The sequence below is a fragment of the Burkholderia sp. WSM2230 genome (assembly GCF_000472445.1).
Classification (GTDB): domain Bacteria; phylum Pseudomonadota; class Gammaproteobacteria; order Burkholderiales; family Burkholderiaceae; genus Paraburkholderia.
Genome location: NZ_AXAJ01000019.1, coordinates 88,003 through 108,781, shown reverse-complemented (window position 1 = coordinate 108,781; position 20,779 = coordinate 88,003). Strand labels below are relative to the sequence as shown.

Below are 20,779 nucleotides of genomic sequence, written 5' to 3'. Positions count from 1 at the left end.
GCTCACTCAACGTACTGACGAATGATCTCTCCATCTTCCGACAGAAAAACCTTCCTTTCATTACTGTGTGAGACTTGATACTTTCGCTTTAACGCCCGGCTCCGAAGAACCCGGCTCGCGTCGCGCATCAAGCGCCCACACTTATCGGCTGTTAGTTTTTAAAGATCGGTCCGCATACTCCGCAAGCGCCTGTTTCAAACTACCCGGCACTGCTTCGTTCTGCGTCGCTGCATCAGCAGCAGAGAAGCGGGATTATGCAGAACTTCCGCTGCGCCGTCAACAGGTTTTTGCTACTGCCTGAACCTGCCGCCACCGCCGGAAGCCTTGCCACTACTGGCTTTCCCGCTTCCCGTGCCCCGGCGTCCGGAGCACGAAAGAGCGAGATTCTAGCGAGACGGGCGACGCCTTGCAAGCCCAATCTGCATTAATTCACGGCGTCTTTTTTACGCGGCCTATCTCTCCGGCGACAGGCTCTCCGGCGACAGGCGGTTTTGCGTCCGGCGCCAAGGCACCGGCAGCGGGAGCCCCGATGGTCCAATCATGCAGCACCGTGTACGCAACCGCCAGCAACGTCGGTCCGATGAAAACGCCAAGGAAGCCAAACGCAAACGCGCCGCCGAGAATACCCAACATGACGAGGATCAACGGCATATCGCTGTTCTTGCCGATGAGAATCGGCTTAATGACATTGTCCGACATGCCGACGACCAGCACGCCCCAGACCACCAAAAAGATCGCCCACCCCGTTGCGCCGCCGTGATACAGCCAGATTGCCGCGGGCAGCCATACGATCACCGGGCCGCCGGGTATCACCGAAAGAAAGAACGTCGCCAGTCCCAATAACGCCGGTGCCGGCACACCGGCGATCCAGCAGCCGAAGCCGGCGAGAATTCCCTGAACCAGCGCAGTGCCGAGGATTCCGTACACCACACCCTTGACTGTACTGCCCGCCAGCGCCAGCAAATAGTCGGCGCGCTCGCCCGCGATACGTCGCATGCCCGCATTCAGCCAGGCGCCCGCCCCCTCTCCTCCGGTGTAAAAGAAGAAGGCCAATACGATACTTAACGCGAGCAGGCCAAGACCGTGCGTGACGGCAATCGCCGCGGAAAGTATCCACTTGCCGGCCGGCGCCGCGAGGGTCCGCAACTGTGCAATCAGCTCGGAATTGCTGCTTGTCAGCGTTTCCCAGAAAGTCTGGATGCTTGAACCGACCACGGGAATCCGTGCCACCCACGGCGGCAGGTCAGGCAATCCCGCTTCGAACAGCCGCTGGACGAGCGCAACTATGTCGTGAACGTGCGCGCCAAACGCAAAACCCGCGTAGACGAAGGGTCCCAGCACCACAATCAGGATGACGAGCACCATCAACGTTGCGGCCCACCTGCGCCTTCCGCCAACTGCCGCCGTCAGTCTCCGGTAGAGCCCCCACGAGCTGTAGCTGAGAATCGCACCCCACAGCAGAGCTGTCGTGAATGGCGCGAGAACCAGCAAGGAACCGCCCACCAGGATTATCAGCGCAAACACCGCCGCAAGACGTTCGATCAATTGGTCGGATTTCACATGTATCTCCCGTTGCGCCAGACCGCGGCGAGCGGCCCGGGCGCATTTCGGCGCCCGTAAAAAGCGGTCAGTATATAGAAGCGACTTCCGCCCACCTGCCGTCTTATATTATTTGACGAAGTTGCGACGCGAGGTCGGTCGGACACACACCGGCAGTCTGATTTTTCGCGTCGAAACGTCCTAATCGCTCAGGCGCTGCGCGCCAAACAATATGGCGCCACGGAAACGACTAGAATATAAGGTTCTGTGCACCCCAAACTTCCGGATTTATGCGCTCGCGAATCGCCAAACGTCTCCCCCCCGATGCCGACAAGCTTGTCGGTCTTTCGCTCGCGCTTTTCGCGTCGGGCAGCCGCACCGAAGACCGCTTCTGGGAAGCGAAGCTCGACGCGCTGCTGGCCAGGATAGTGCGCAACGCCAACCAGACCACGCTCGACGCAGCGCTTGACCATCTGCAGCAGAATCATCCCGATGCCTACGGTGCACTCGCCGACATGGCCGAAACGCACAGCGAGTCGTTCGTCATCGAGCATGAAGGCGTGTCCTATGAGGCATTGCTGATTGCCGCGCCGGTCCTTGCGTGGACCCGCTACATGATCCCGTCCGGTCCGCTCAAAGCTGACGCGGCCGACGCCTTGCGCGCGCATCTGCAAGCGCATGTGCTCGCGGCCAACACGCGCGTCGCCATGGCTCCGTTCCTGTACAGCATCGACCAGCTGCCGCGCCATCACGTCGAAACCTGGCGCATTGCGCAGCAGCTCGCGCAAGCCGCCATGGCCGGCGGCAATCTCAAGCTGAATTTCGGCGAACTGCCAGAGACCTCGCCGATTCTCGCCGACCCCCGCTTTTTACTCGCGGTAGTGGCCGCGCCAGTCGGCGAAGCGACCTTCCGCTGGCAGGAAGAGGAACACGGCAGCCGGATCGAGCGCGGCCAATGTCTCGAGCAGTGGGCAACCCAAGGCGGAGCGAACCTTTCGCTTGTTCTGCCGGGCTGCGAATTTGAGTGTCTGCTGCCCGATGCGTATTACTCCGCGTGCCGCGACGCGGACGAACGCGTACGCCCTCACACCGTGCGGACCGCCGTGCGTTATCTGTTCGACACAATTGGCGCGGCCCCGCAAGACCTGCGCGCGGTGGTTGCCGGCTTCGGCGAGCGCCGCATTGACGAATACCGCGTCGGCTTCACGCGCCGCGGCAGCAACGACGTGATCTACGGTGTCGTATGGCCGCTCTACGGCCGTGAGAACGGCGAAGCCGGCAGCGACGAAGAGCCGCAGGAAGCCGCCGCGCCTGACGCACCGCTCGAAGAAATCGTCGCGTTGCTGAAGGAAACCGGCGTCACGGACGTGCGCCGCCACGCGGGCCGCTTCGAGCCAGAATATTGCGACGACTGCGGCGTGCCCTTGTACGCGGACCCGCTTGGAGAAATCGTCCATGCCGAAATGCCTGAAGACGCCGAGCCCGCGCAGCCGCACTTCCACTAGAGAAACCCGCCGCCGGCACGTTGCAGCCCTGCCAAAGCCCCGCCGTGTGCGGGGCTTTTTTATGCCTCATCCCTCCTATGCCTTTTGGACAGGCCGTCAAATCGAAGGGAATTTGTCATCATAGTCACGGCGACGCATCGCAACGCCCGGCCCAACGCCTGGCGAATGCATCGCGCCAATTCGCCCGATTCATCTGGAGACATGCATGCGATTCTCGATACTCAACTCAGACGCGGAACGACGCGACGGCCTCAAAGCGCTGTTACGGCAGATCAACCGGCTCGCGCGCTTTAACGAAGCACAAGACTGGCGCCAGGTCGAACGCGGGCTCAAGCGTCAGTGGCCCGACCTGCTCGTGATCGACTGGCAGGACTGGATGTCGGTCGCAGATGTCCGGCACCTGCTCAGCCATTACCCGGATCTGCGCATCGCCGTGCTGACCGACAGGATTTCGCCGGAAGTGGTCGGCGAGCTCATGGACGAAGGCGTGCGGGGCGTGGTCGCGCGCGAGACCGATCCCTGCCTGATCGTGCGCGCCTTCGAAATGGTGCTGCTCGGCGGGCACTATGTGCCTTCCGGCGCGCTGCCGCTCGACCCGCCGCTGCCGGCCGACACCGCCATCCGGCCGTTCGACGAAAAGAACCCGCCGCCGCGCCGCGCGAGGTTGTCGAACGGACTCTCGCCCCGCCAGGAGCAGATCATGCGCTGCGTCCACATGGGCAGCACCAACAAGATGATTGCGCGCACGCTCGGCATTAGCGAGGGTACGGTCAAGATCCATCTGACGAGCATATTCCAGCAGCTCGGCGCGCCGAATCGCGCCGCCGCGGTCGCGCTTTACAACGGCTGGCTGACCAACCATTTGCAAGTACTGCGCAACAAAGGCGAAAACCTGCTGCGTCCGGTCATGGGTCAAGCCGGTGCGGTGCCGCTGCGGCGCGCCTCACAGCGGCCTTTTGAATACCCGGTGTCGGCTAACGACACGGCCGCGCCCTTGCCGATGGCAGCGGAGCCAAGCCCGGCCTATGACGAAGAGGTCGCCTCCGGGCCTGCGTCCGAGCCCGTCGCGGAAAGTTCCTCCTGAGGTGACGCACCGCGCGCGGGTAGCGTGACGCGCGATTTCTGCCGGTGCGTGCACCGGCTGGCATGGAATCCGCTCACACGTTTTGTCGTCCAACGAGTAATATGAGACTCATGGGTTTCCTCTACACACCGCTTCCGTTCTGGGTCGCTGTCGGTGGCTGGATCGTCACTGCGATAGTGGTCGCGCTCGCGCTGTGGAAAAACCCTTTCAAACGTCTTCAGGACGGCACGTTGCAGCATGTCTGGCTGGCCATCATCGTCGCTGTGTCGGTGCTGTGGGCAAGCAACGCATGGCTCGACGACGGAACCGTCATGCATCTGCTGGGCGCCACGCTCGTCGTCACGCTGTTCGACTGGGCATTGGCGCTGATTGCAATGGCGGTGGTCACGGGCCTCGCGGGCCTGATCTTCGACGCACCATGGCAAGGCATCGCGCTGACTTTCCTTGTGTTCGGCGCCGTGCCGGTCGGCATCTCCACGTTGCTTCAGCGGGCCAGCATTGCGTGGCTGCCCCGCAATCTCTTCATGTTCATCTTCGGCCAGGGTTTCGTGTCGCCGGCTATCGCAGTGTCGCTCACGGCGGCTGCGGCGCTTGGCGTTCACGTTGCGCTTGCTGGCGGCTCGCCTACGGTCGTGCCTGCGGGCTACGCGCTCAGCGTGCTTTTGCTGGCTACGGGCGAGGCATGGTTCACGGGAATGTCCACGGCATTGATCGCCGTCTATCGTCCTGCATGGGTCACCACTTATGATGTTCGACGATACCGGCTCGGCGGACCGCGCACGTGAGCGCGGGCAAGCTTGCATGCGCGGCGCGCGTGCAAGTAAGCGTATCGCGCAGATTGCGTGACCGCATATTCAGCATGCGCAACGCCAGCAAAGTAGCAGTAAAACGGCAGTCGAAAAATAGTTGCGACACGATTGAACTCAACCGTATCGCCAGGCATCTTACGTGCCTCACGTCTCATTAGCGTCTAACGAACTTGATGGATTGCACCAACGCACCGCGCCGATTGCTGCGGCTGGTCGGCCGGTTGGCAAGATTCGCAGCGAGCCTCTCGCTCGCCTGCAGCGTGCCCGCATTCGCCGACCAACTCGAACAGCACAACGATCTCGTCAACAAATTTGTCAATGAAATGCGCGCCGATCCGCTCGTGGCGGATTGCGCCGCACATGGCAATTTCGTCGCGAGCACATCTACCGCCTTTGACCACGTCGAATTTCCGCCGAGCTCGTTCGACAGCGCGCACGCCTCGATCACACCGTGGAACGATTCGTTCGACGAGGGCAAGCAACGCGTCAAGGTCGACAACATCGTCACTGTCGAAGGACTCGGCATCCGCCCGAACGGCGCAGGCGATGCAGCCGACCTGAAATTCCGCTGCGGCTATGTCGGCTCGCAAATGCTCGCGTTCAGCTGGAACGACCCGGTGCCTCCTGCGCGAGCGGCGCGCAGCGCAGACCATTCTCCGTCGCGAGCGACGTCGGGCAAGCATCGTGGGGGCAAGGGCAAACAGGCGGCAAGCGGCAAGAGTGTGAAGAAGAGCACCGCCAAGTCTTCGAAAAGCTCCTCGAGCAAATCGTCGAGCAACAAAACGTTGGCGAAGAAGAAGCACTAGGCGAGAGAAGCGTCTAACTGCATGCGCTCCACGACCACTGCATTACGTCGTTTGCCAATAGCGCGGCGAGCAATCGAGCAAGACGGGCCGATTTTCGACGAGCGTCAGCAGAACATTGACGCGGCGTGCATCACCCGGCCCATGACTGACGCAAACCCGTCAACTCAGAAAGGCACACACGCGCTCAGTGTGTGCCTTTTCTTCAAGGTCGCCAATCAGGCAAACGTCTGCACGTGCCGCAAAATGGCCTGCAGCATCGCCGCGCCAAGCGAGGCGCTGCGCTCGCCGTTCCAGCCTACCCGCTCGTCGGGCAAGTTAGCGTTGTCCTTAAACGGCATTTCCAGCGTCAGCGACAGGCAGCCAAATTCCTTGCCGATATATTTGGAAGCCAGCTTCAGCGCATCTTCGCGATACTTGCTCGCGGCGTAACCGTACTTGTCCTGAAAATCGGGACTCGCCTGTTTGAATGCTTCGATAAACGCTTTCTGTTCCTGCGCTTGCCGCTCCGTGAATCCCGGCAGCATCTCGGAGCCGGCCACGAACACGTAAGGCAGCGCCTCGTCGCCGTGAATGTCGAAGAACAGATCGCAGCCGGTTGCGTGAATCGCGTCACGCACCAACAGCACCTCGGGACTGCGCGCGGCGTCCGGTTCCATCCACTCGCGATTCAGATTGGCGCCCGCCGCGTTGGTGCGCAGGTTGCCGCGCACGCTGCCGTCCGGGTTCATGTTGGGCACGATGTAGAACACGGCGTGCTCGTAAAGTTGGCGCGCGACCGGATCGCCCGCCCAATCGCCCCAGCCGACGAGCCGCTTCACGAGCCCTTCGATAAACCATTCGGCCATGGTCTCGCCGGGATGCTGCCGCGCGATCAGCCAGACCTTCTTTTTCGGCGTGTTGCCGCTTTGCGGCGTGCCGAGCGTGAGCAGCGACATCGGCCGGCCTTCGACAGTCGTGCCCAGTTCGGTCAGCGTGGCCTGCGGCATCTGTTGAACTGCGCCGAGAAACTCGGAGTGCCGCTCCTCGCTGTACGGCTCGAAGTACGCGTAATAAATGCGGTCGAACTGCGGTGTGTGGTCGATGGTAAGCACACGGCCGTCGTAGGACGTCGGCACGCGAAACCAGTTCACGCGGTCGTAGCTCGCCACAGCCTGGTAGTCGCGCCAGCCTTCGGCGAACGCGCACGCCGCCGCATTTTCGAACGTCATCAAGCAGCGCTCGCCCGCCGCGCCGGAGAGGCGGAAGTAGAACCACTGCGCAAATTCCGCGTGACTGTCAGGCCTGACGCGCAGGCGGATGTCCGCGGCCTTCGCGCAGGACAGCACCTCGATCGCGCCCGCGTCGAAGTTGCTCGTAATCGATAAACTCATGATTGGGTTCCCTGCAGGATGGGCGGCACGCCGCCGGACCGCACGCTGCCTATTCAGCGACGCGGCGGCGAAATACGTACGTGGAATCGTTCGACGCTTCAGCGTCGAACGCATAGCCTTCCGAGTCGAACGCTTTGAGTTGCTCGGCCTTGTCGAGGCGGTTCTCGACCGCGTAGCGCGCCATCAGACCGCGCGCGCGTTTTGCATGAAAGCTGATGATCTTGTAGCGCCCGCCCTTCCAGTCCTCGAACACCGGCGTGACGACCGGCGCTTCCAGCAGCTTCGGCTTGACCGACTTGAAATACTCGCCGGACGCGCAATTCACGAGTACGCGCGAGCCCGCAGCGCGCTTCTTCAATTGCCCGTTCAAGGCGTGCGTGATGCGCTCGCCCCAGAACGCGTAGAGGTCTTTGCCGCGCGGATTGGCCAGACGCGTGCCCATTTCCAGACGGTACGGCTGCAGCAGATCCAGCGGACGCAGCAGACCATAAAGCCCCGACAACACGCGCACATGGTTCTGCGCAAAGTCCAGATCCGACGACGACAAGGTCTTCGCGTTGAAGCCCTCGTACACGTCGCCATTGAACGCGAGCACGGCCTGCTTCGCGTTGTCGGTGCCAAAGCGCGGCGACCACTGTGCATAGCGCTCAAAGTTGAGATGCGCCAGTTGGTCCGAAATGCTCATTAGCGAAGCGATCTGTTGCGGCGACAAACGGCGCAGACCGCTGATCAGTTCGGCGGCATCGTCGATGAAATCGGGGATAGTGTGCTTCTTGACGTGAGGCGGGGTTTCGTAGTCGAGCGATTTCGCCGGCGACAGAACGATTATCATAGAGGCTTGCAGGCACGCCGTGCCTGGCGGTCAAAGACGAAAGCCAGATTGTAACGAATGCCCGGTTCCCATGCCTCACGCGGCGCTTTGCGCGTCGTTCTCGATTCCAATGTCTGGATCGACATCCTCGTGTTCGACGATCCGCACACGCGGCCCATTCGCGCCGCGCTCGAAAGCGGCGCCCTCTCGGCGCTGATCGATGCGCGCTGCCTCGCCGAACTGACCTACGTGCTCGACTATCCGCAATTCGTCGAACGTAACGTGGACAAGTCCGCCGCACTGGCGGTCGTCGCACGGCTCGCGCAGATTGTCGAGCTCGCGGCACAACCAGAAGACGCGCAGCCGCTGCCGAAATGCAAGGACCGCGACGACCAGAAATTCCTCGAACTGGCGCATGCCGCTCAGGCGCACTGGCTGATTTCGAAAGATCGCGCCGTGTTGAAGCTCGCGAAGCGGATCGCGCGCGACTTTGGCTTTCAGATTGCACAACCGGCGCCGTTCGCCGCCTTGCTGGCCGATTCGCCGGGCAATTCGCATGGTGATTCGCCTGCCAACTCGCCGGACAGCTCGCCTGCCAACGCGCCTGGCAACTCGCCCGAGAACGCGCCCGGCGGCTCGACAAACCCTGCGGCGGCGGCCGTGCAAAGCCTGGTATAAGCCGTGCCTCGCGGCCGACGGAGCACGGCCTCCCGGCCAACGGCACACCGCGATTGCGCACGCAGCGCCGGGATTCCCTACAATCAGGCTTCGCCGGTTTGAAAACGATGCCTTCGCCCACTCACCCGCACCGCCCGAACAGCGCCATGAATGCACCGCACGACACGCCCATGAGTCCCTCGTTCCCCTCGCGCCTGCCGAACGTCGGCACCACGATCTTCACCGTGATGAGCGCGCTCGCCGCCGAAAAAGGCGCGGTGAATCTGGGCCAGGGCTTTCCCGACTTCGGCTGCGATCCGCGCATCGTGGAGGCGGTCGCGAACGCAATGCGCGACGGCCACAACCAGTATCCGCCGATGGCAGGCGCCGCGCCGCTGCGGGAAGCGATCGCCGGCAAAATTACCGATCTGTATGGCCGCCGCTACGACGCCACCACCGAAATCACGGTCACGGCGGGCGCGACCCAGGCACTGTTGACCGCGATCCTGTGCACGGTCCATCCTGGCGACGAAGTGATCGTGATCGAGCCGACCTACGACAGCTATCTTCCGTCAATCGAACTGGCAGGCGGCAAGCCGGTATTCGTCACGCTCGAGGCGCCGGACTACGCGATTCCGTTCGACAAGCTCGCCGCCGCAATCACGCCGAAAACACGACTCCTGCTCATCAACACGCCGCACAATCCGACCGGCACTGTCTGGCGCGCCGAAGACATGCGCAAGCTGGAAGACATCGTGCGCGGCACGAACGTGCTGATTCTCTCCGACGAAGTGTACGAACACATGGTCTACGACGGCGCGCCGCATGAAAGCGTGGCGCGTTATCCGGAGTTGGCGCAGCGCAGTTTCGTCGTGTCGAGCTTCGGCAAGACTTATCACGTGACAGGCTGGAAAGTCGGCTATGTGGCCGCGCCGGCCGCGCTGACCGCGGAATTCCGCAAGGTGCACCAGTTCAATGTGTTCACCGTGAACACGCCGATGCAGATAGGTCTCGCCGAATATATGAAAGATCCGGCGCCGTATCTGGAATTGCCGGCGTTCTATCAGAGAAAGCGTGACTTCTTTCGCGCCGGGCTCGCCAATTCGCGCTTCAAGCTGCTGCCTTGCACGGGCACGTACTTTCAGTGCGTCGATTATTCAGCCATCAGCGACCTACCCGAAGCCGAGTTCGCGCAATGGCTGACGGGTGAGATCGGCGTCGCGGCCATTCCGGTTTCGGCGTTTTATCACGAGGCGCACGAGTCGGGCGTGGTGCGCTTCTGCTTTGCGAAGCAGGAAAGCACGCTCGCCACGGCGCTCGAACGGCTGGCGCGACTTTAGGAGACCACGCGCGATGCTGCGAACGAACCTACGTTCCTCGCCATCGCGCGCAGCGGCTAGCGGGTGCGCCGGGCGCCGCGGCCCGCTTCATGCCGCGCGTTGTGGTTTGCCGCGCGAGAAGTCAAGCCCCACGCGATGCCGCGATATAAGCCTTGCGGTCTTCAGTCACGCGCTGCGCGGCAGGCCGCCCGTTGATCGCCTTCACATAGCTTTTCCAGTCCACACCGGCGTCGAGCAGAAAATCGCGGCCGTATATCGCCTGCGTCGCCATGCCGACAAGCGGCAAGCTCACATATCCGGCTGCGTCCGCGACACTGAACCGTTCGCCGCGCAAATACGGCGCGAACTTCGCGATCCGCCTGAAGCCCGCGATGTGATGCGCGAGCAGTTTCTCAACGCGGCCCTTAGTCGCGTCGGTCACTGTGCCGCCGAAAAACGCTTCCTTGTAGAGATTGCGCGCCGTCAGTTCGAGATGCACGTCGACGAACGTGATCAACTCGCGCTCCTTGGCTGCCTCCCACGCATCGGCGGAGAAAATCCGCTTGTCGGGAAAGCGCGCGGCCAGATACTCGACGATACATTGCGACTCGCAAAGATCGCCCTCTTCCGTCTGCAAGTAAGGCACTTTACCGAGCGGCGAGTGGGCGAGCACGGCCTCGTCCTGGCTCGGCTCGACAAACACTTCCTCGAACTCGATGCCGTGTTCGAGCAAGACGAACTTCACCTTGTTGTAGTAGTTGGAAAGCGCAAACCCGCAGAGCTTGATCATCGTTGTCTCCTTGCTTCTTCGGTAGATGAAACCGCGGGTCCGCGCAGATGCGGCGCTCGCCGGACAAACATGAGGTAAATTGCACGAGCGTGCCATTCTAGAATAACCATGGAGTCGAGCAACTCAAATGACCTCTCGTTATAGCAGCATCGAAACTATCGGCATTGTCGGCAGCGGAGCAATGGGCCGGGGGATTGCACAGATCGCGGCGCTCGCCGGGCTCAACGTGCGCCTCTACGACGCCAATCCGGCTGCAATCGGAGCCGCACGCGACTACCTCGCCGAGACGTTCGCCAAACTCACGGCCAAAGGCAAACTCGACGACGCACGCTCGCTCGCCGCGCTCGCCAACGTCAAGGCGGCGCATGCGATCAGCGAACTGGTGGATTGCGATCTCGTGATAGAGGCAATCGTCGAAAAACTCGACGCAAAACAGGTGCTCTTTCGCGAACTGGAAACCGTCGTGAGCGGGCGCTGCGTGCTCGCGTCGAACACCTCGTCGCTGTCCATCACGGCAATCGCCGCCGGCTGTACCGATCCGACGCGCGTGGTCGGCTATCACTTCTTCAATCCCGTTCCGCTGATGAAAGTCGTCGAAGTAATCGACGGCTTGCGCAGCGACCGCGAGGCCGGTGACGCCCTGATGGACCTCGCGCGGCGCATGGGCCACACGCCGGTACGCGCGAAAGACATGCCGGGCTTCATCGTCAATCACGCAGGCCGCGGCATGAATACCGAAGGCCTGCGTGTGGCCGGCGAAGGCGTGGCGAGCTTCATCGACATCGACCGGATCATGCGCGAGCAAGCGGGCTTTCGCCTCGGGCCGTTCGAGCTGCTCGACCTGACCGCACTCGACGTCTCGCATCCGGTGATGGAGTCGATCTACCATCAGTTCTATGAAGAGCCGCGCTTCACGCCCTCGCCCATTACCGGCACGCGGCTCGCGGGCGGACTGCTGGGCAGGAAGAGCGGCGAAGGGTTTTATCGCTATCAGGACGGCAAGCAGCAAGCAGCCGCGGAAGCGCCCGCGCCTACCGCGCTGCCTGCAAGCGTGTGGGTCAGCAAGCGCTATCCGCAAGCCTATGAAGCCGTCGTGGAACTCATCGGCAAAGCCGGCGTGAAGCTCGACGAGGGCGCGACGCCCGCAGCCGACTCGCTGATCGTGGTAACGCCGTTCGGTCACGACGCCACCACGGCCGCCGTCGACGAAGCACTCGATGCGAGCCGCGTCGTCGCAATCGATGCGCTCTTTCCGCTCGTCGGCGCGCAACGCCGCACGCTGATGACCACGCCCGCGACCACGCGCGCCATGCGCGATGCGGGCCACGCGGTCTTTGCCGCCGACGGCGTGGCGGTCACGGTCATCCGCGACTCGACAGGTTTCGTTGCGCAACGCGTGGTGGCCACGATCATCAACATCGGCTGCGACATCGCGCAAAAGCAGATCGCGTCGCCGGAAGACATCGACCTCGCCGTGATGCTCGGCCTCGGCTATCCCCGCGGGCCGCTTGCGCTCGGCGACGCGCTCGGGGCAAAGACCATCCTCACCATTCTGCGCAACATGTTCGACGTGCTCGGCGATCCGCGCTACCGGCCCTCGCCGTGGCTCGCGCGCCGCGCGCAACTGGGCATGTCGCTGACTCAGTGCGACGCCGCCGACAACCACACGGAGACCCAACCATGAGCGCTGAACTGCTCACCTCGCGCCCGGCCGAAAGCGAATCGACGCTCGTCCTGACGCTGTCCAATCCGGGCGCGCGGAACGCATTGCATCCCGACATGTACGCAGCCGGGATCGAAGCGCTCGATTCGGTGGAACGCGATCCGTCTATTCGCGCCGTTGTGATTGCGGGCGCGGACAACTTTTTTTGCGCGGGCGGCAACCTGAACCGTCTGCTGGAAAACCGCGCGAAAGATCCTTCCGTGCAGGCGCAAAGCATCGATCTGCTGGCCGAATGGATCTCGGCGCTGCGCTTCTCGTCGAAGCCGGTGATTGCCGCCGTCGACGGCGCCGCAGCAGGCGCCGGCTTTTCGCTTGCGCTTGCATGCGATTTGATCGTCGCGGCCGAAGACGCCAAATTCGTGATGTCGTATGCACGCGTCGGCCTCACGCCGGACGGCGGCGGCTCATGGTTTCTCGCGCAGGCGCTGCCTCGCCAGCTGGCAACGGAAGTGCTGATCGAAGGCAAGCCGATCGGCGCGGCGCGTTTGCATGAACTGGGCGTCGTCAACAAGCTGACGAAGCCGGGCACCGCTCGCGACGCCGCTGTCGCATGGGCCGACGAACTCGGCAAGCTCTCACCTAATTCGGTGGCGCGCATCAAGACCCTGGTCTGCGCGGCCGGCACGCAACCGCTTTCCACGCACCTTGTTGCTGAGCGCGATAACTTCGTCGCTTCGCTGCATCATCGAGACGGGCTGGAAGGCATTTCCGCTTTCCTCGAGAAGCGCGCGCCCGTCTACAAGTGAGCGAAGCAACATGCCAGCCTATCAGCTACCCAAGCGTCGCCGCATTTTCCTGATGCGCCACGGCGACGTGACGTACTTCGACGACTCCGGCCGCACCATCGACCCGGAAACCGTCCCTTTGAACGCCAACGGCCGTGAGCAGGCAAGCGCGGCGGGCCGGGTGTTTGCCGGGCAGCAGGTTCGCTTTGATCGAGTGATCGTGAGTGGATTGCCGCGCACGGTCGAAACCGCACGGCGCGTGCTGGCCGAGACGGGCCAGCACATCGAACTGGAGATCGAGCCCGCATGGCAGGAGATTCGCGGCGGCAAGCTGCGGCAAATTCCGCTGCAAGATCTCGAAGCCGCGTTTCTCGGCGTGTTCGACGGCATCGTGCCGGAAAGCACGCGCTTTCTTGACGGCGAGACGATCGGCGAGCTGTTCGATCGAGTGTTGCCCGCCGTGGCCGCATTGCGCGAGGACAGCTCGTGGGACACGGCGCTGCTGGTGCTGCACGGCGGCGTGAATCGCGCGATTCTGTCGCATGCGCTCACCGCCGGCGGACGCACTTTCTTCGGCCATCTCGCGCAGGCCACCGGCTGCATCAACGCGCTCGACGTCGGCTCCGCACCACGCGACTGGGTGCTGCGCGCGATCAACTATTCGCCGCCGTCGCCGCTGCATCGCGACATTCGCAATACGACGATGGAAATTCTCTACGCACAGTTCATCCAATATACGCGTAGCTGAACCCGAACTGGAGGAGACACATGGTGCAAGCGTCACAAAGCGGCGAGCCGAAACAGCAGGCGGATTACTCAGCGTTCGAGGGCACGCGCCCCGTCAACGAGCGTCAACGCTTTGACGACAAAGCGCTTGCCGCGTGGCTGACCCAGCATGTCGACGGTTTTTCAGGGCCGCTCACGGTCGAGCAGTTCGCCGGCGGTCAGTCCAATCCCACGTTCAAACTGGTCACACCGTCGGGTGCGTACGTGATGCGCGCAAAGCCTGGGCCGGCGTCGAAGTTGTTGCCGTCCGCGCATGCCGTCGAACGTGAATACCGCGTGATGCATGCGCTCGCCGGCACCGACGTGCCGGTCGCCAGGATGCTCGCGTCATGCGAGGACGAAAGCGTGATCGGCCGCGCCTTCTATGTGATGGAGTTCGTCGAGGGCCGCGTGCTGTGGGACCCGTCGCTGCCCGGCATGAGCGCCGATGAACGAGCCGCGATCTACGACGAAATGAATCGCGTAATCGCCGCGCTGCACAGCGTCGACCCGGTGAGCGTGGGTCTTTCCGACTATGGCAAGCCGGGCAACTATTTCGCGCGTCAAATCGGCCGTTGGAGCAAACAGTACCTTGCGTCCGAAACCGAACCGATCGAGGCCATGCAGCGCCTGATCGAATGGCTGCCGCAGCATATGCCGGCCGAATCCGGCGAGCGCGTGTCGATCGTGCATGGGGACTTCCGGCTCGACAACCTGATCTTCCATCCCGACCAACCCAAAGTGCTTGCGGTGCTCGACTGGGAATTGTCGACGCTTGGCGATCCGCTCGCGGATTTCGCGTATCACTGCATGGCGTGGCACGTCGATCCCGCGCAGTTCCGCGGTATTGCCGGTCTGGACTGGACGGCGCTCGGCATACCCGACGAGCAGCAATACGTGGAGCGCTATTGCAAGCGCACCGGTTTCGAGATTCGCGGCGACTGGAATTTCTACCTGGCATACAACATGTTTCGCATTGCTGCGATTCTGCAGGGAATCATGAAGCGTGTCGCCGACGGCACAGCGGCCAGCGCTCAGGCGCTGGATGCCGGCCGACGCGCGCGGCCGATGGCCGAACTGGCCTGGCGCTACGCGCAGAAAGTGCGCTGAGTACAGCAGACTGCGCCTCGCCGCATCAGACACGCGTGCGTGCTTTCGGCAGCGCGCACCTTGAATGTCGTCCGTTATCCATGAGGTCATAGATGAATTTCGATTACACACCGAAGGTTCAGGCGCTGCGCGAAAAACTGCTCGCCTTTTTCGACGAGCACATTTATCCGAATGAGCACGCGTTTTACGCGGAAATCGCGCGAAACCGGCAGGACGGCAACGCATGGCAGCCGACGGAGCTCATCGAAACGCTCAAGCAGAAAGCGCGCGATGCAGGGCTCTGGAATCTGTTCTTGCCCGATTCGGTGCGCGGCGCCGGGCTGACGAACCTCGAATACGCGCCGCTGTGCGAAATCATGGGACGCGTGCCGTGGGCGCCCGAGGTGTTCAATTGCAATGCGCCCGACACCGGCAACATGGAAACGATCGAGCGCTACGGCAGCGAGGAGAACAAGCGCGAATGGCTTGAACCGCTTCTGCAAGGGCACATTCGCTCGGCATTCCTGATGACGGAGCCTGAAGTCGCTTCGTCGGATGCCACCAATATCCAGACCAGCATCGTGCGCGACGGCGACTACTACGTGATCAACGGTCACAAGTGGTGGTCGTCCGGCGCGGGCGATCCGCGCTGCAAGATCTATATCGTGATGGGCAAGACCGATCCCGACGCGCCGCGCCATCAACAGCAGTCGATGATCCTGGTTCCCGCGGACGCCACCGGCATCACCGTGCACCGCCCTCTTTCCGTTTTCGGTTATGACGACGCGCCGCATGGCCACATGGAAATCACGCTCGACAACGTTCGCGTGCCGGCGACCAACATGCTGCTTGGCGAAGGCCGCGGCTTCGAGATTGCGCAAGGTCGTCTGGGACCGGGACGCATCCATCATTGCATGCGTCTGATCGGTCTTGCCGAGCGCGCGCTCGAATTGATGTGCAAACGGTCGTTGCAACGCGTCGCCTTCGGCAAGCCCGTAGCGACGCAAGGCGTCACGCAGGAGCGCATTGCCGAGGCACGCTGCATGATCGAACAGTCGCGGTTGCTCACGCTGAAAACCGCGTACATGATGGACACGGTCGGCAACAAGGCCGCGCGCGGCGAGATCGCGATGATCAAGGTCGTCGCGCCCAACATGGCGTGTCAGGTGATCGACTGGGCAATCCAGGCGCACGGCGGCGGCGGCGTCAGCGACGACTTCCCGCTCGCGTACGCCTATGCATCGGCACGGACGCTGCGCTTCGCCGACGGTCCGGACGAAGTGCATCGCAACGCGATCGCGAAACTGGAACTCGCGCGCTACATCGATCCGGGCGCGGCGGCTCGTGTGGAGACGCCGGTCACGCGGGTTTGACGCGCTGCTTCAGTGGCGTTTTGTTGATGCCTTGTTGGCGGCGCGTTTTGCGTGGCCGTGCCCGAGGTGTCGCCAGCAACATCGCGCGATCTATGCTCTAATTTTCGCAAAGCGCGGCGCCCACCGTGGCGCCGCTGTCACGAACAAAAGGAGCGAGCAAGGATGATCGACATCTATAGCTGGGCAACGCCTAACGGCCACAAGGTTCATATCATGCTCGAGGAGACCGGTCTCGAGTACACCGTGCATGCAGTCGACATCGGCGCCGGCGATCAGTTCAAAGCCGAATTTCTCGACATCAGTCCGAATAACAAGATTCCGGCCATCACCGATTCGGAGGGTCCGCGCAGCGCAGATGGCAAACCGTTCGCGTTGTTCGAATCCGGCGCGATACTGATTTACCTCGCCGAGAAGACCGGCCGCTTTCTGCCGGCCGACCCGGCTGCCCGCTATTCCGTGCTGCAATGGCTGATGTTTCAGATGGGCGGTCTCGGCCCCATGCTCGGGCAAACGCACCACTTCCGCATTTACGCGCCGGAGCCGATCGAGTACGCGATCAACCGCTACACGAACGAAACGCGGCGCCTGTATGGCGTGATGGACAAACAACTCGGCAAGACACAGTACCTCGCCGGAAACGACTACACGATTGCCGACATTGCGTCATTTCCATGGACGCGTTCGTGGCAAAACCAGGGCGTTGAACTCGACGCGTTTCCGAACGTGAAGCGATGGCATGAGGAAATCGCCGCGCGCCCAGCGGTGATGCGCGGCGTCGAAGTCCTGGCCTCCGCTCGCAAGCCGCTGATGGACGACAAGGCCAAGGAAATGCTGTTCGGCGCGACGCAGTACGCGAAACATTAGAGCGCCGCGTATTGCTGCCGGGCGTCGCGGCGGGTTTGGCGCGGGTGTTTGCGCCGGGTGTCGCTGCGGCGGGTTGCCATGTGCGCGGCGCGCGGGGTGCGGGTGGTGGGCGCGGGTGCCAGTTACTTTCGCACACACAGGCGGGTGACGGCTTGCATGCCGCATGCGCCGTGTGCTTGGGAAAGCAGCGCGTCAAGCGTCAGAAATAATGGCGCGTGATGAACTCGGCGACGCACACTGGCCGGCCATCACCCTGCCGCTCCAACGTGACGTTCCACACCACTTGCACGCCCGCATTGTCTACATCGACGACGGACGCGACCGCGAACTGTGCGCGCAATTGCGAACCCACCAATACCGGCGACGTGAACCGCACGCGATTCAGCCCATAATTGACAGCCATGCGTTGCTCGACGCGCACGGTTTGTTGCAGCAGCGCAGGAATCAGGGAAAGCGTCAGAAAGCCGTGCGCGATAGCACCGCCGAATGGCGACTCGAGTCGCGCTCGCTCGGGGTCGACGTGGATCCATTGCTGGTCGCCTGTCGCTTCGGCGAAACGATCGACGCTTGGCTGATCTACCGTCACCCACTCGCTGACAAGCGGCGGCCCGCCGACGAGCGCACGCAACGCCGCTCCATCGCGAAACGCAGCAGGCGTCGACGCGTTCCCCGTAGTCATGAGGCAGCGCCCGGATTGCGCAAGCCGAACAGGCCTTTTGAGCGCACGGTGATTACCGTCTCGCCATGCTGATTAATGCCGGCCCATTGCGTCGACACAATGCCGCGGTCCGGTTTGCTCTCCGAAATGCGCTTGTCGAGCACCGAATTCGTCATGGTGATCGTATCGCCGACACGCACCGGCTTCAGCCAGCGTATTTCGTCGATGCCGGGCGACCCCATCGACGTCGAGCCCGCCAACGCGTTGCGCACCAGCATGCCCATCATGACAGAGCAGGTATGCCAGCCGCTCGCCACCAATCCGCGAAACGGGGAATGCTCAGCCGCGGCCTCGTCGACATGAAAAGGCTGCGGGTCGAATTTCTCCGCAAACTCGACGATCTCCTCGCGCGTGAACGTGTGCTTGCCGATTTCAGTCGTGGAGCCGACCGTCATGTCCTCGTAACTCAGACCCATCTCGTTATCTCCTTGCTATCGATTCAATCGGCCAATCAGACTTCGGTGCTGACAAACCCGGGCAGCGCGGCAAACCGCGCGAGGTGATGATCGACATCGCCCAAGGTCGTTTCGATCATGGCGAGACGTTTGAAGAGATGCGCGGCCGCGACCTCGTTCGTGACGCCCATGCCGCCGTGCAACTGGACCGCCTGCTGGCCGACGAAACGCGCGGCTTGCCCCACGCGCACCTTGGCTGCGGAGATTGCGCGGCGGCGCTCATCGGCGTCTTCGCTCGAATAGCGCATGGCGGCGAGGTAAGTGATGGAGCGCGCCTGCTCAGCGTGAATCAGCATCTCGACCATGCGGTGCTGCAATACCTGAAACCGCGCGATGGGCTGACCGAACTGCTGGCGCGTTTTAGTGTAGTCGACGGTGGCTGTGTTCAATGCGTCGAGGGCGCCGATCGCTTCCGCGCACAACAGTAGCGTCGCGTAGTCCGCAATGTGCTCAAGTGCCGCAGCGCCCGAATGCGAGCCGCTCAACCGGCGTGCCGGCGTATTGTCGAACTCCAGCGTAGCGGCGCGTTGGCCGTCGATAGTGCGGTATTCGGTGAACTTTACGCCTGCGGCCTCGCGCGCGACGACGAATAGTGCAATCTCGCCGTTGGCGCGCGCGGGAACGATCCAGTAGTGCGCCTGAGCGCCGTGCAGCACCACCGACTTCTTGCCGCTAAGCGTCTGCTGTTCGCCTTCTCCGCTTGCGGTGGTTGCGACGGCGAACAGATCGTAACGCGCATGCGGCTCGTGAAAAGCGAACGCGAGCTTGATCTCGCCCTGAGCTGCGCGCTCGAGCAGCGCTGCGTCTTCGCCGATCCCGGTGCCGGCAAGGCGCACTGCCTCGATGCTCACCGCGGTCGCCCAATACGGCTCGACTACCAAAGCACGGCCGAGCTCCTGCATGACGACCAGCATGTCAACCGGCCCACCGTTGAAACCGCCGTGAGCTTCCGGTACCGGCAATGCCGTCAGGCCCAATTCCGTGAATGCTGCCCAGTGAGCTTCCGACACACCGGTGTCCGACCGCACGATCGCCTGGCGTGCTTCGAAGCCGTAGCTCTTGTCCAGATAGCGGCGCAGCGCGTCGGCGAACTGCTGTTGCTCGTCGTTGAAAGTGAAGTCCATGCGCCGCTCCTCAAAGTCCAAGAATCATCTGCGCGATGATGTTCTTTTGAATTTCGTTTGAGCCGCCGTAAATCGACGTCTTGCGGAAGTTGAAGTAGTACGCGGCCAACGGCGCGGCATCGTCGTCTTCCGCCAGACTGTGTTCGCGCTCGCCTTCGAGGAACGGCACGTCGAACGGCGCGGCTAGCGGCCCGATGGCTTCGAACATAAGTTCGGTCAACGCCTGTTGCACCTCGGTGCCTTTGATCTTCAGCATCGAGGCCTCGGGTCCCGGTCCGCGTCCACCTGCTTCGTTGGCGACCACGCGCTGCACGGTGACTTCGAGCGCCATGAGTTCGATTTCCAGATTCGCGACTTTCGCAGCGAACACGGGATCGCGCAAAAGCGGTTTTCCGCCCTTTCTCTGATCGAGCGCAAGTCGCTTAAGAAAGACAAGCTCGCGCTTTGACTGCGCGACGCGTGCAATGCCGGTGCGCTCGTGTCCGAGCAGATATTTGGCATAGGTCCAGCCGCGGTTTTCTTCGCCGACCAGGTTCTCGACGGGCACTTTCACGTCTTCAAAGAAGACCTCGTTGACTTCATGGTCCTCGTCGAGCGTGATGATCGGCCGAACCGTGATGCCCGGCGTTTTCATGTCGATGAGCAGAAAGGAAATTCCCTCCTGCTTCTTTGCGCCGCTGTCCGTACGCACGAGGCAGAACATCATGTCCGCGTGCTGCCCGAGTGTGGTCCACGTTTTCTGACCATTGACCACGTAATGATCGCCTACCCGCTCGGCGCGCGTGCGCAGCGACGCGAGGTCCGAACCCGAGCCCGGCTCCGAATAACCTTGGCACCACCAGTCGCTACCGTCGAGAATGCGCGGCAGGTAGTAGCGTTTCTGCGCCTCGTTGCCGTACTTCATGATGACCGGCGCCACCATCGACACGCCGAACGGCAACACTGTAGGCGCGCCGACACGCGCGCACTCTTCGTCCCAGATATGACGCTGGGTCGCGTCCCAACCGGGACCGCCGTATTCTTTTGGCCACGCCACAGCCGACCAGCCGCGTGTGCCCAGCAGCTTGTGCCAGCTTGCGAAGTCTTCGCGGTTCAAACGCTTGTGATTGAGCACCTTCTCGCTCAGTTCGCGAGGCAGATTGGCTTCGAGCCAGGCGCGGATCTCGGCGCGGAACGCCTTTTCAGCGGGGGAATAGTCCAGATTCATGCGTAGTGTCTCCTGGCCGCCACCACCCGCCGCCAGGAAGCCACCG

At 62.5% G+C, this 20,779-nt stretch carries 19 protein-coding genes and 1 pseudogene; 12 read left to right on the top strand and 8 right to left on the bottom strand.

Translation table 11 applies throughout. The features are described 5' to 3' along the window. Window positions 1-429: 429 nt before the first annotated feature. Complete coding sequence (locus tag A3AC_RS0126545) at window positions 430-1,560, bottom strand: AI-2E family transporter (RefSeq protein WP_025602457.1); 1,131 nt, start codon at window positions 1,558-1,560, stop codon at window positions 430-432. A 269-nt stretch (window positions 1,561-1,829) separates the two neighbouring features. On the opposite strand from A3AC_RS0126545, the gene A3AC_RS0126540 reads away from it, so the two are divergent. The 4 genes from A3AC_RS0126540 (at window position 1,830) to A3AC_RS0126525 (ending at window position 5,743) form a co-directional block, all read left to right on the top strand. Beyond that, complete coding sequence (locus A3AC_RS0126540; protein WP_025602456.1) at window positions 1,830-3,044, top strand: DUF2863 family protein; 1,215 nt, start codon at window positions 1,830-1,832, stop codon at window positions 3,042-3,044. 205 nt (window positions 3,045-3,249) lie between these two features. After that, window positions 3,250-4,128: a helix-turn-helix transcriptional regulator gene (locus A3AC_RS0126535; protein WP_025602455.1), complete on the top strand. Its 879-nt coding sequence runs from the start codon at window positions 3,250-3,252 to the stop codon at window positions 4,126-4,128. Window positions 4,129-4,238: 110 nt separating this feature from the next. Then, window positions 4,239-4,913 carry an energy-coupling factor ABC transporter permease gene (locus tag A3AC_RS0126530; protein ID WP_025602454.1) on the top strand — a complete coding sequence of 225 codons (675 nt, stop codon included), beginning with the start codon at window positions 4,239-4,241 and terminating at the stop codon, window positions 4,911-4,913. A gap of 197 nt (window positions 4,914-5,110) precedes the next feature. After that, a complete protein-coding gene (locus A3AC_RS0126525) occupies window positions 5,111-5,743 on the top strand; it encodes a BspC domain-containing protein (protein ID WP_025602453.1) in 633 nt (210 codons plus the stop codon). A 215-nt stretch (window positions 5,744-5,958) separates the two neighbouring features. Here A3AC_RS0126525 and A3AC_RS0126520 read toward each other — a convergent pair whose 3' ends face one another. After that, on the bottom strand, window positions 5,959-7,113 hold the full coding sequence (locus tag A3AC_RS0126520; RefSeq protein ID WP_025602452.1) for a M14 family metallopeptidase: 1,155 nt from the start codon (window positions 7,111-7,113) through the stop codon (window positions 5,959-5,961). Between the two features lie 49 nt (window positions 7,114-7,162). Further along, window positions 7,163-7,945 (bottom strand): peroxide stress protein YaaA, encoded by a 783-nt coding sequence (gene yaaA, locus A3AC_RS0126515; protein ID WP_025602451.1) that lies wholly within the window; start codon window positions 7,943-7,945, stop codon window positions 7,163-7,165. A 57-nt stretch (window positions 7,946-8,002) separates the two neighbouring features. On the opposite strand from yaaA, the pseudogene A3AC_RS0126510 reads away from it, so the two are divergent. Together A3AC_RS0126510 and A3AC_RS0126505 are read left to right on the top strand one after the other, a co-directional pair. Next, window positions 8,003-8,479 (top strand): annotated as a pseudogene (locus tag A3AC_RS0126510) (putative toxin-antitoxin system toxin component, PIN family); the annotation flags it as partial. A 269-nt stretch (window positions 8,480-8,748) separates the two neighbouring features. Then, on the top strand, window positions 8,749-9,921 hold the full coding sequence (locus A3AC_RS0126505) for a pyridoxal phosphate-dependent aminotransferase (protein ID WP_025602449.1): 1,173 nt from the start codon (window positions 8,749-8,751) through the stop codon (window positions 9,919-9,921). Between the two features lie 121 nt (window positions 9,922-10,042). On the opposite strand, the gene A3AC_RS0126500 is transcribed toward A3AC_RS0126505, so the two are convergent. Beyond that, window positions 10,043-10,690, bottom strand: a complete 648-nt coding sequence (locus A3AC_RS0126500) for a glutathione S-transferase family protein (protein WP_025602448.1) — start codon at window positions 10,688-10,690, stop codon at window positions 10,043-10,045. Window positions 10,691-10,817: 127 nt separating this feature from the next. On the opposite strand from A3AC_RS0126500, the gene A3AC_RS0126495 reads away from it, so the two are divergent. The 6 genes from A3AC_RS0126495 (at window position 10,818) to A3AC_RS0126470 (ending at window position 17,229) form a co-directional block, all read left to right on the top strand. Next, window positions 10,818-12,374, top strand: a complete 1,557-nt coding sequence (locus A3AC_RS0126495; RefSeq protein ID WP_025602447.1) for a 3-hydroxyacyl-CoA dehydrogenase — start codon at window positions 10,818-10,820, stop codon at window positions 12,372-12,374. Beyond that, window positions 12,371-13,159, top strand: coding sequence for an oxepin-CoA hydrolase, alternative type (locus A3AC_RS0126490; protein ID WP_025602446.1), 789 nt, complete (start codon window positions 12,371-12,373; stop codon window positions 13,157-13,159). Before A3AC_RS0126495 ends, A3AC_RS0126490 begins: the two co-directional genes overlap by 4 nt. Window positions 13,160-13,169: 10 nt before the next feature. After that, window positions 13,170-13,886 (top strand): histidine phosphatase family protein, encoded by a 717-nt coding sequence (locus A3AC_RS0126485; protein WP_025602445.1) that lies wholly within the window; start codon window positions 13,170-13,172, stop codon window positions 13,884-13,886. A 20-nt stretch (window positions 13,887-13,906) separates the two neighbouring features. Beyond that, window positions 13,907-15,013, top strand: coding sequence for a phosphotransferase (locus A3AC_RS0126480; RefSeq protein WP_025602444.1), 1,107 nt, complete (start codon window positions 13,907-13,909; stop codon window positions 15,011-15,013). Window positions 15,014-15,105: 92 nt separating this feature from the next. Continuing rightward, window positions 15,106-16,365, top strand: coding sequence for an acyl-CoA dehydrogenase family protein (locus tag A3AC_RS0126475; protein WP_025602443.1), 1,260 nt, complete (start codon window positions 15,106-15,108; stop codon window positions 16,363-16,365). A 162-nt stretch (window positions 16,366-16,527) separates the two neighbouring features. Further along, window positions 16,528-17,229, top strand: a complete 702-nt coding sequence (locus A3AC_RS0126470) for a glutathione binding-like protein (RefSeq protein WP_025602442.1) — start codon at window positions 16,528-16,530, stop codon at window positions 17,227-17,229. 199 nt (window positions 17,230-17,428) lie between these two features. Here the strand turns inward: A3AC_RS0126470 and A3AC_RS0126465 are convergent, their stop codons facing one another. Genes A3AC_RS0126465 through A3AC_RS0126450 form a run of 4 tightly spaced genes read right to left on the bottom strand, consistent with a single transcriptional unit; the run spans window position 17,429 to window position 20,733 of the window. Continuing rightward, complete coding sequence (locus tag A3AC_RS0126465; protein WP_025602441.1) at window positions 17,429-17,908, bottom strand: MaoC family dehydratase; 480 nt, start codon at window positions 17,906-17,908, stop codon at window positions 17,429-17,431. Then, entirely contained in the window at window positions 17,905-18,363 is a 459-nt protein-coding gene (locus A3AC_RS0126460) for a MaoC family dehydratase (RefSeq protein ID WP_025602440.1), read from the bottom strand. Before A3AC_RS0126460 ends, A3AC_RS0126465 begins: the two co-directional genes overlap by 4 nt. Before the next feature lie 35 nt (window positions 18,364-18,398). Then, window positions 18,399-19,526 carry an acyl-CoA dehydrogenase family protein gene (locus tag A3AC_RS0126455; protein WP_025602439.1) on the bottom strand — a complete coding sequence of 376 codons (1,128 nt, stop codon included), beginning with the start codon at window positions 19,524-19,526 and terminating at the stop codon, window positions 18,399-18,401. 10 nt (window positions 19,527-19,536) lie between these two features. Beyond that, window positions 19,537-20,733 carry an acyl-CoA dehydrogenase family protein gene (locus A3AC_RS0126450; RefSeq protein WP_025602438.1) on the bottom strand — a complete coding sequence of 399 codons (1,197 nt, stop codon included), beginning with the start codon at window positions 20,731-20,733 and terminating at the stop codon, window positions 19,537-19,539. Between the last annotated feature and the right edge of the window lie 46 nt (window positions 20,734-20,779).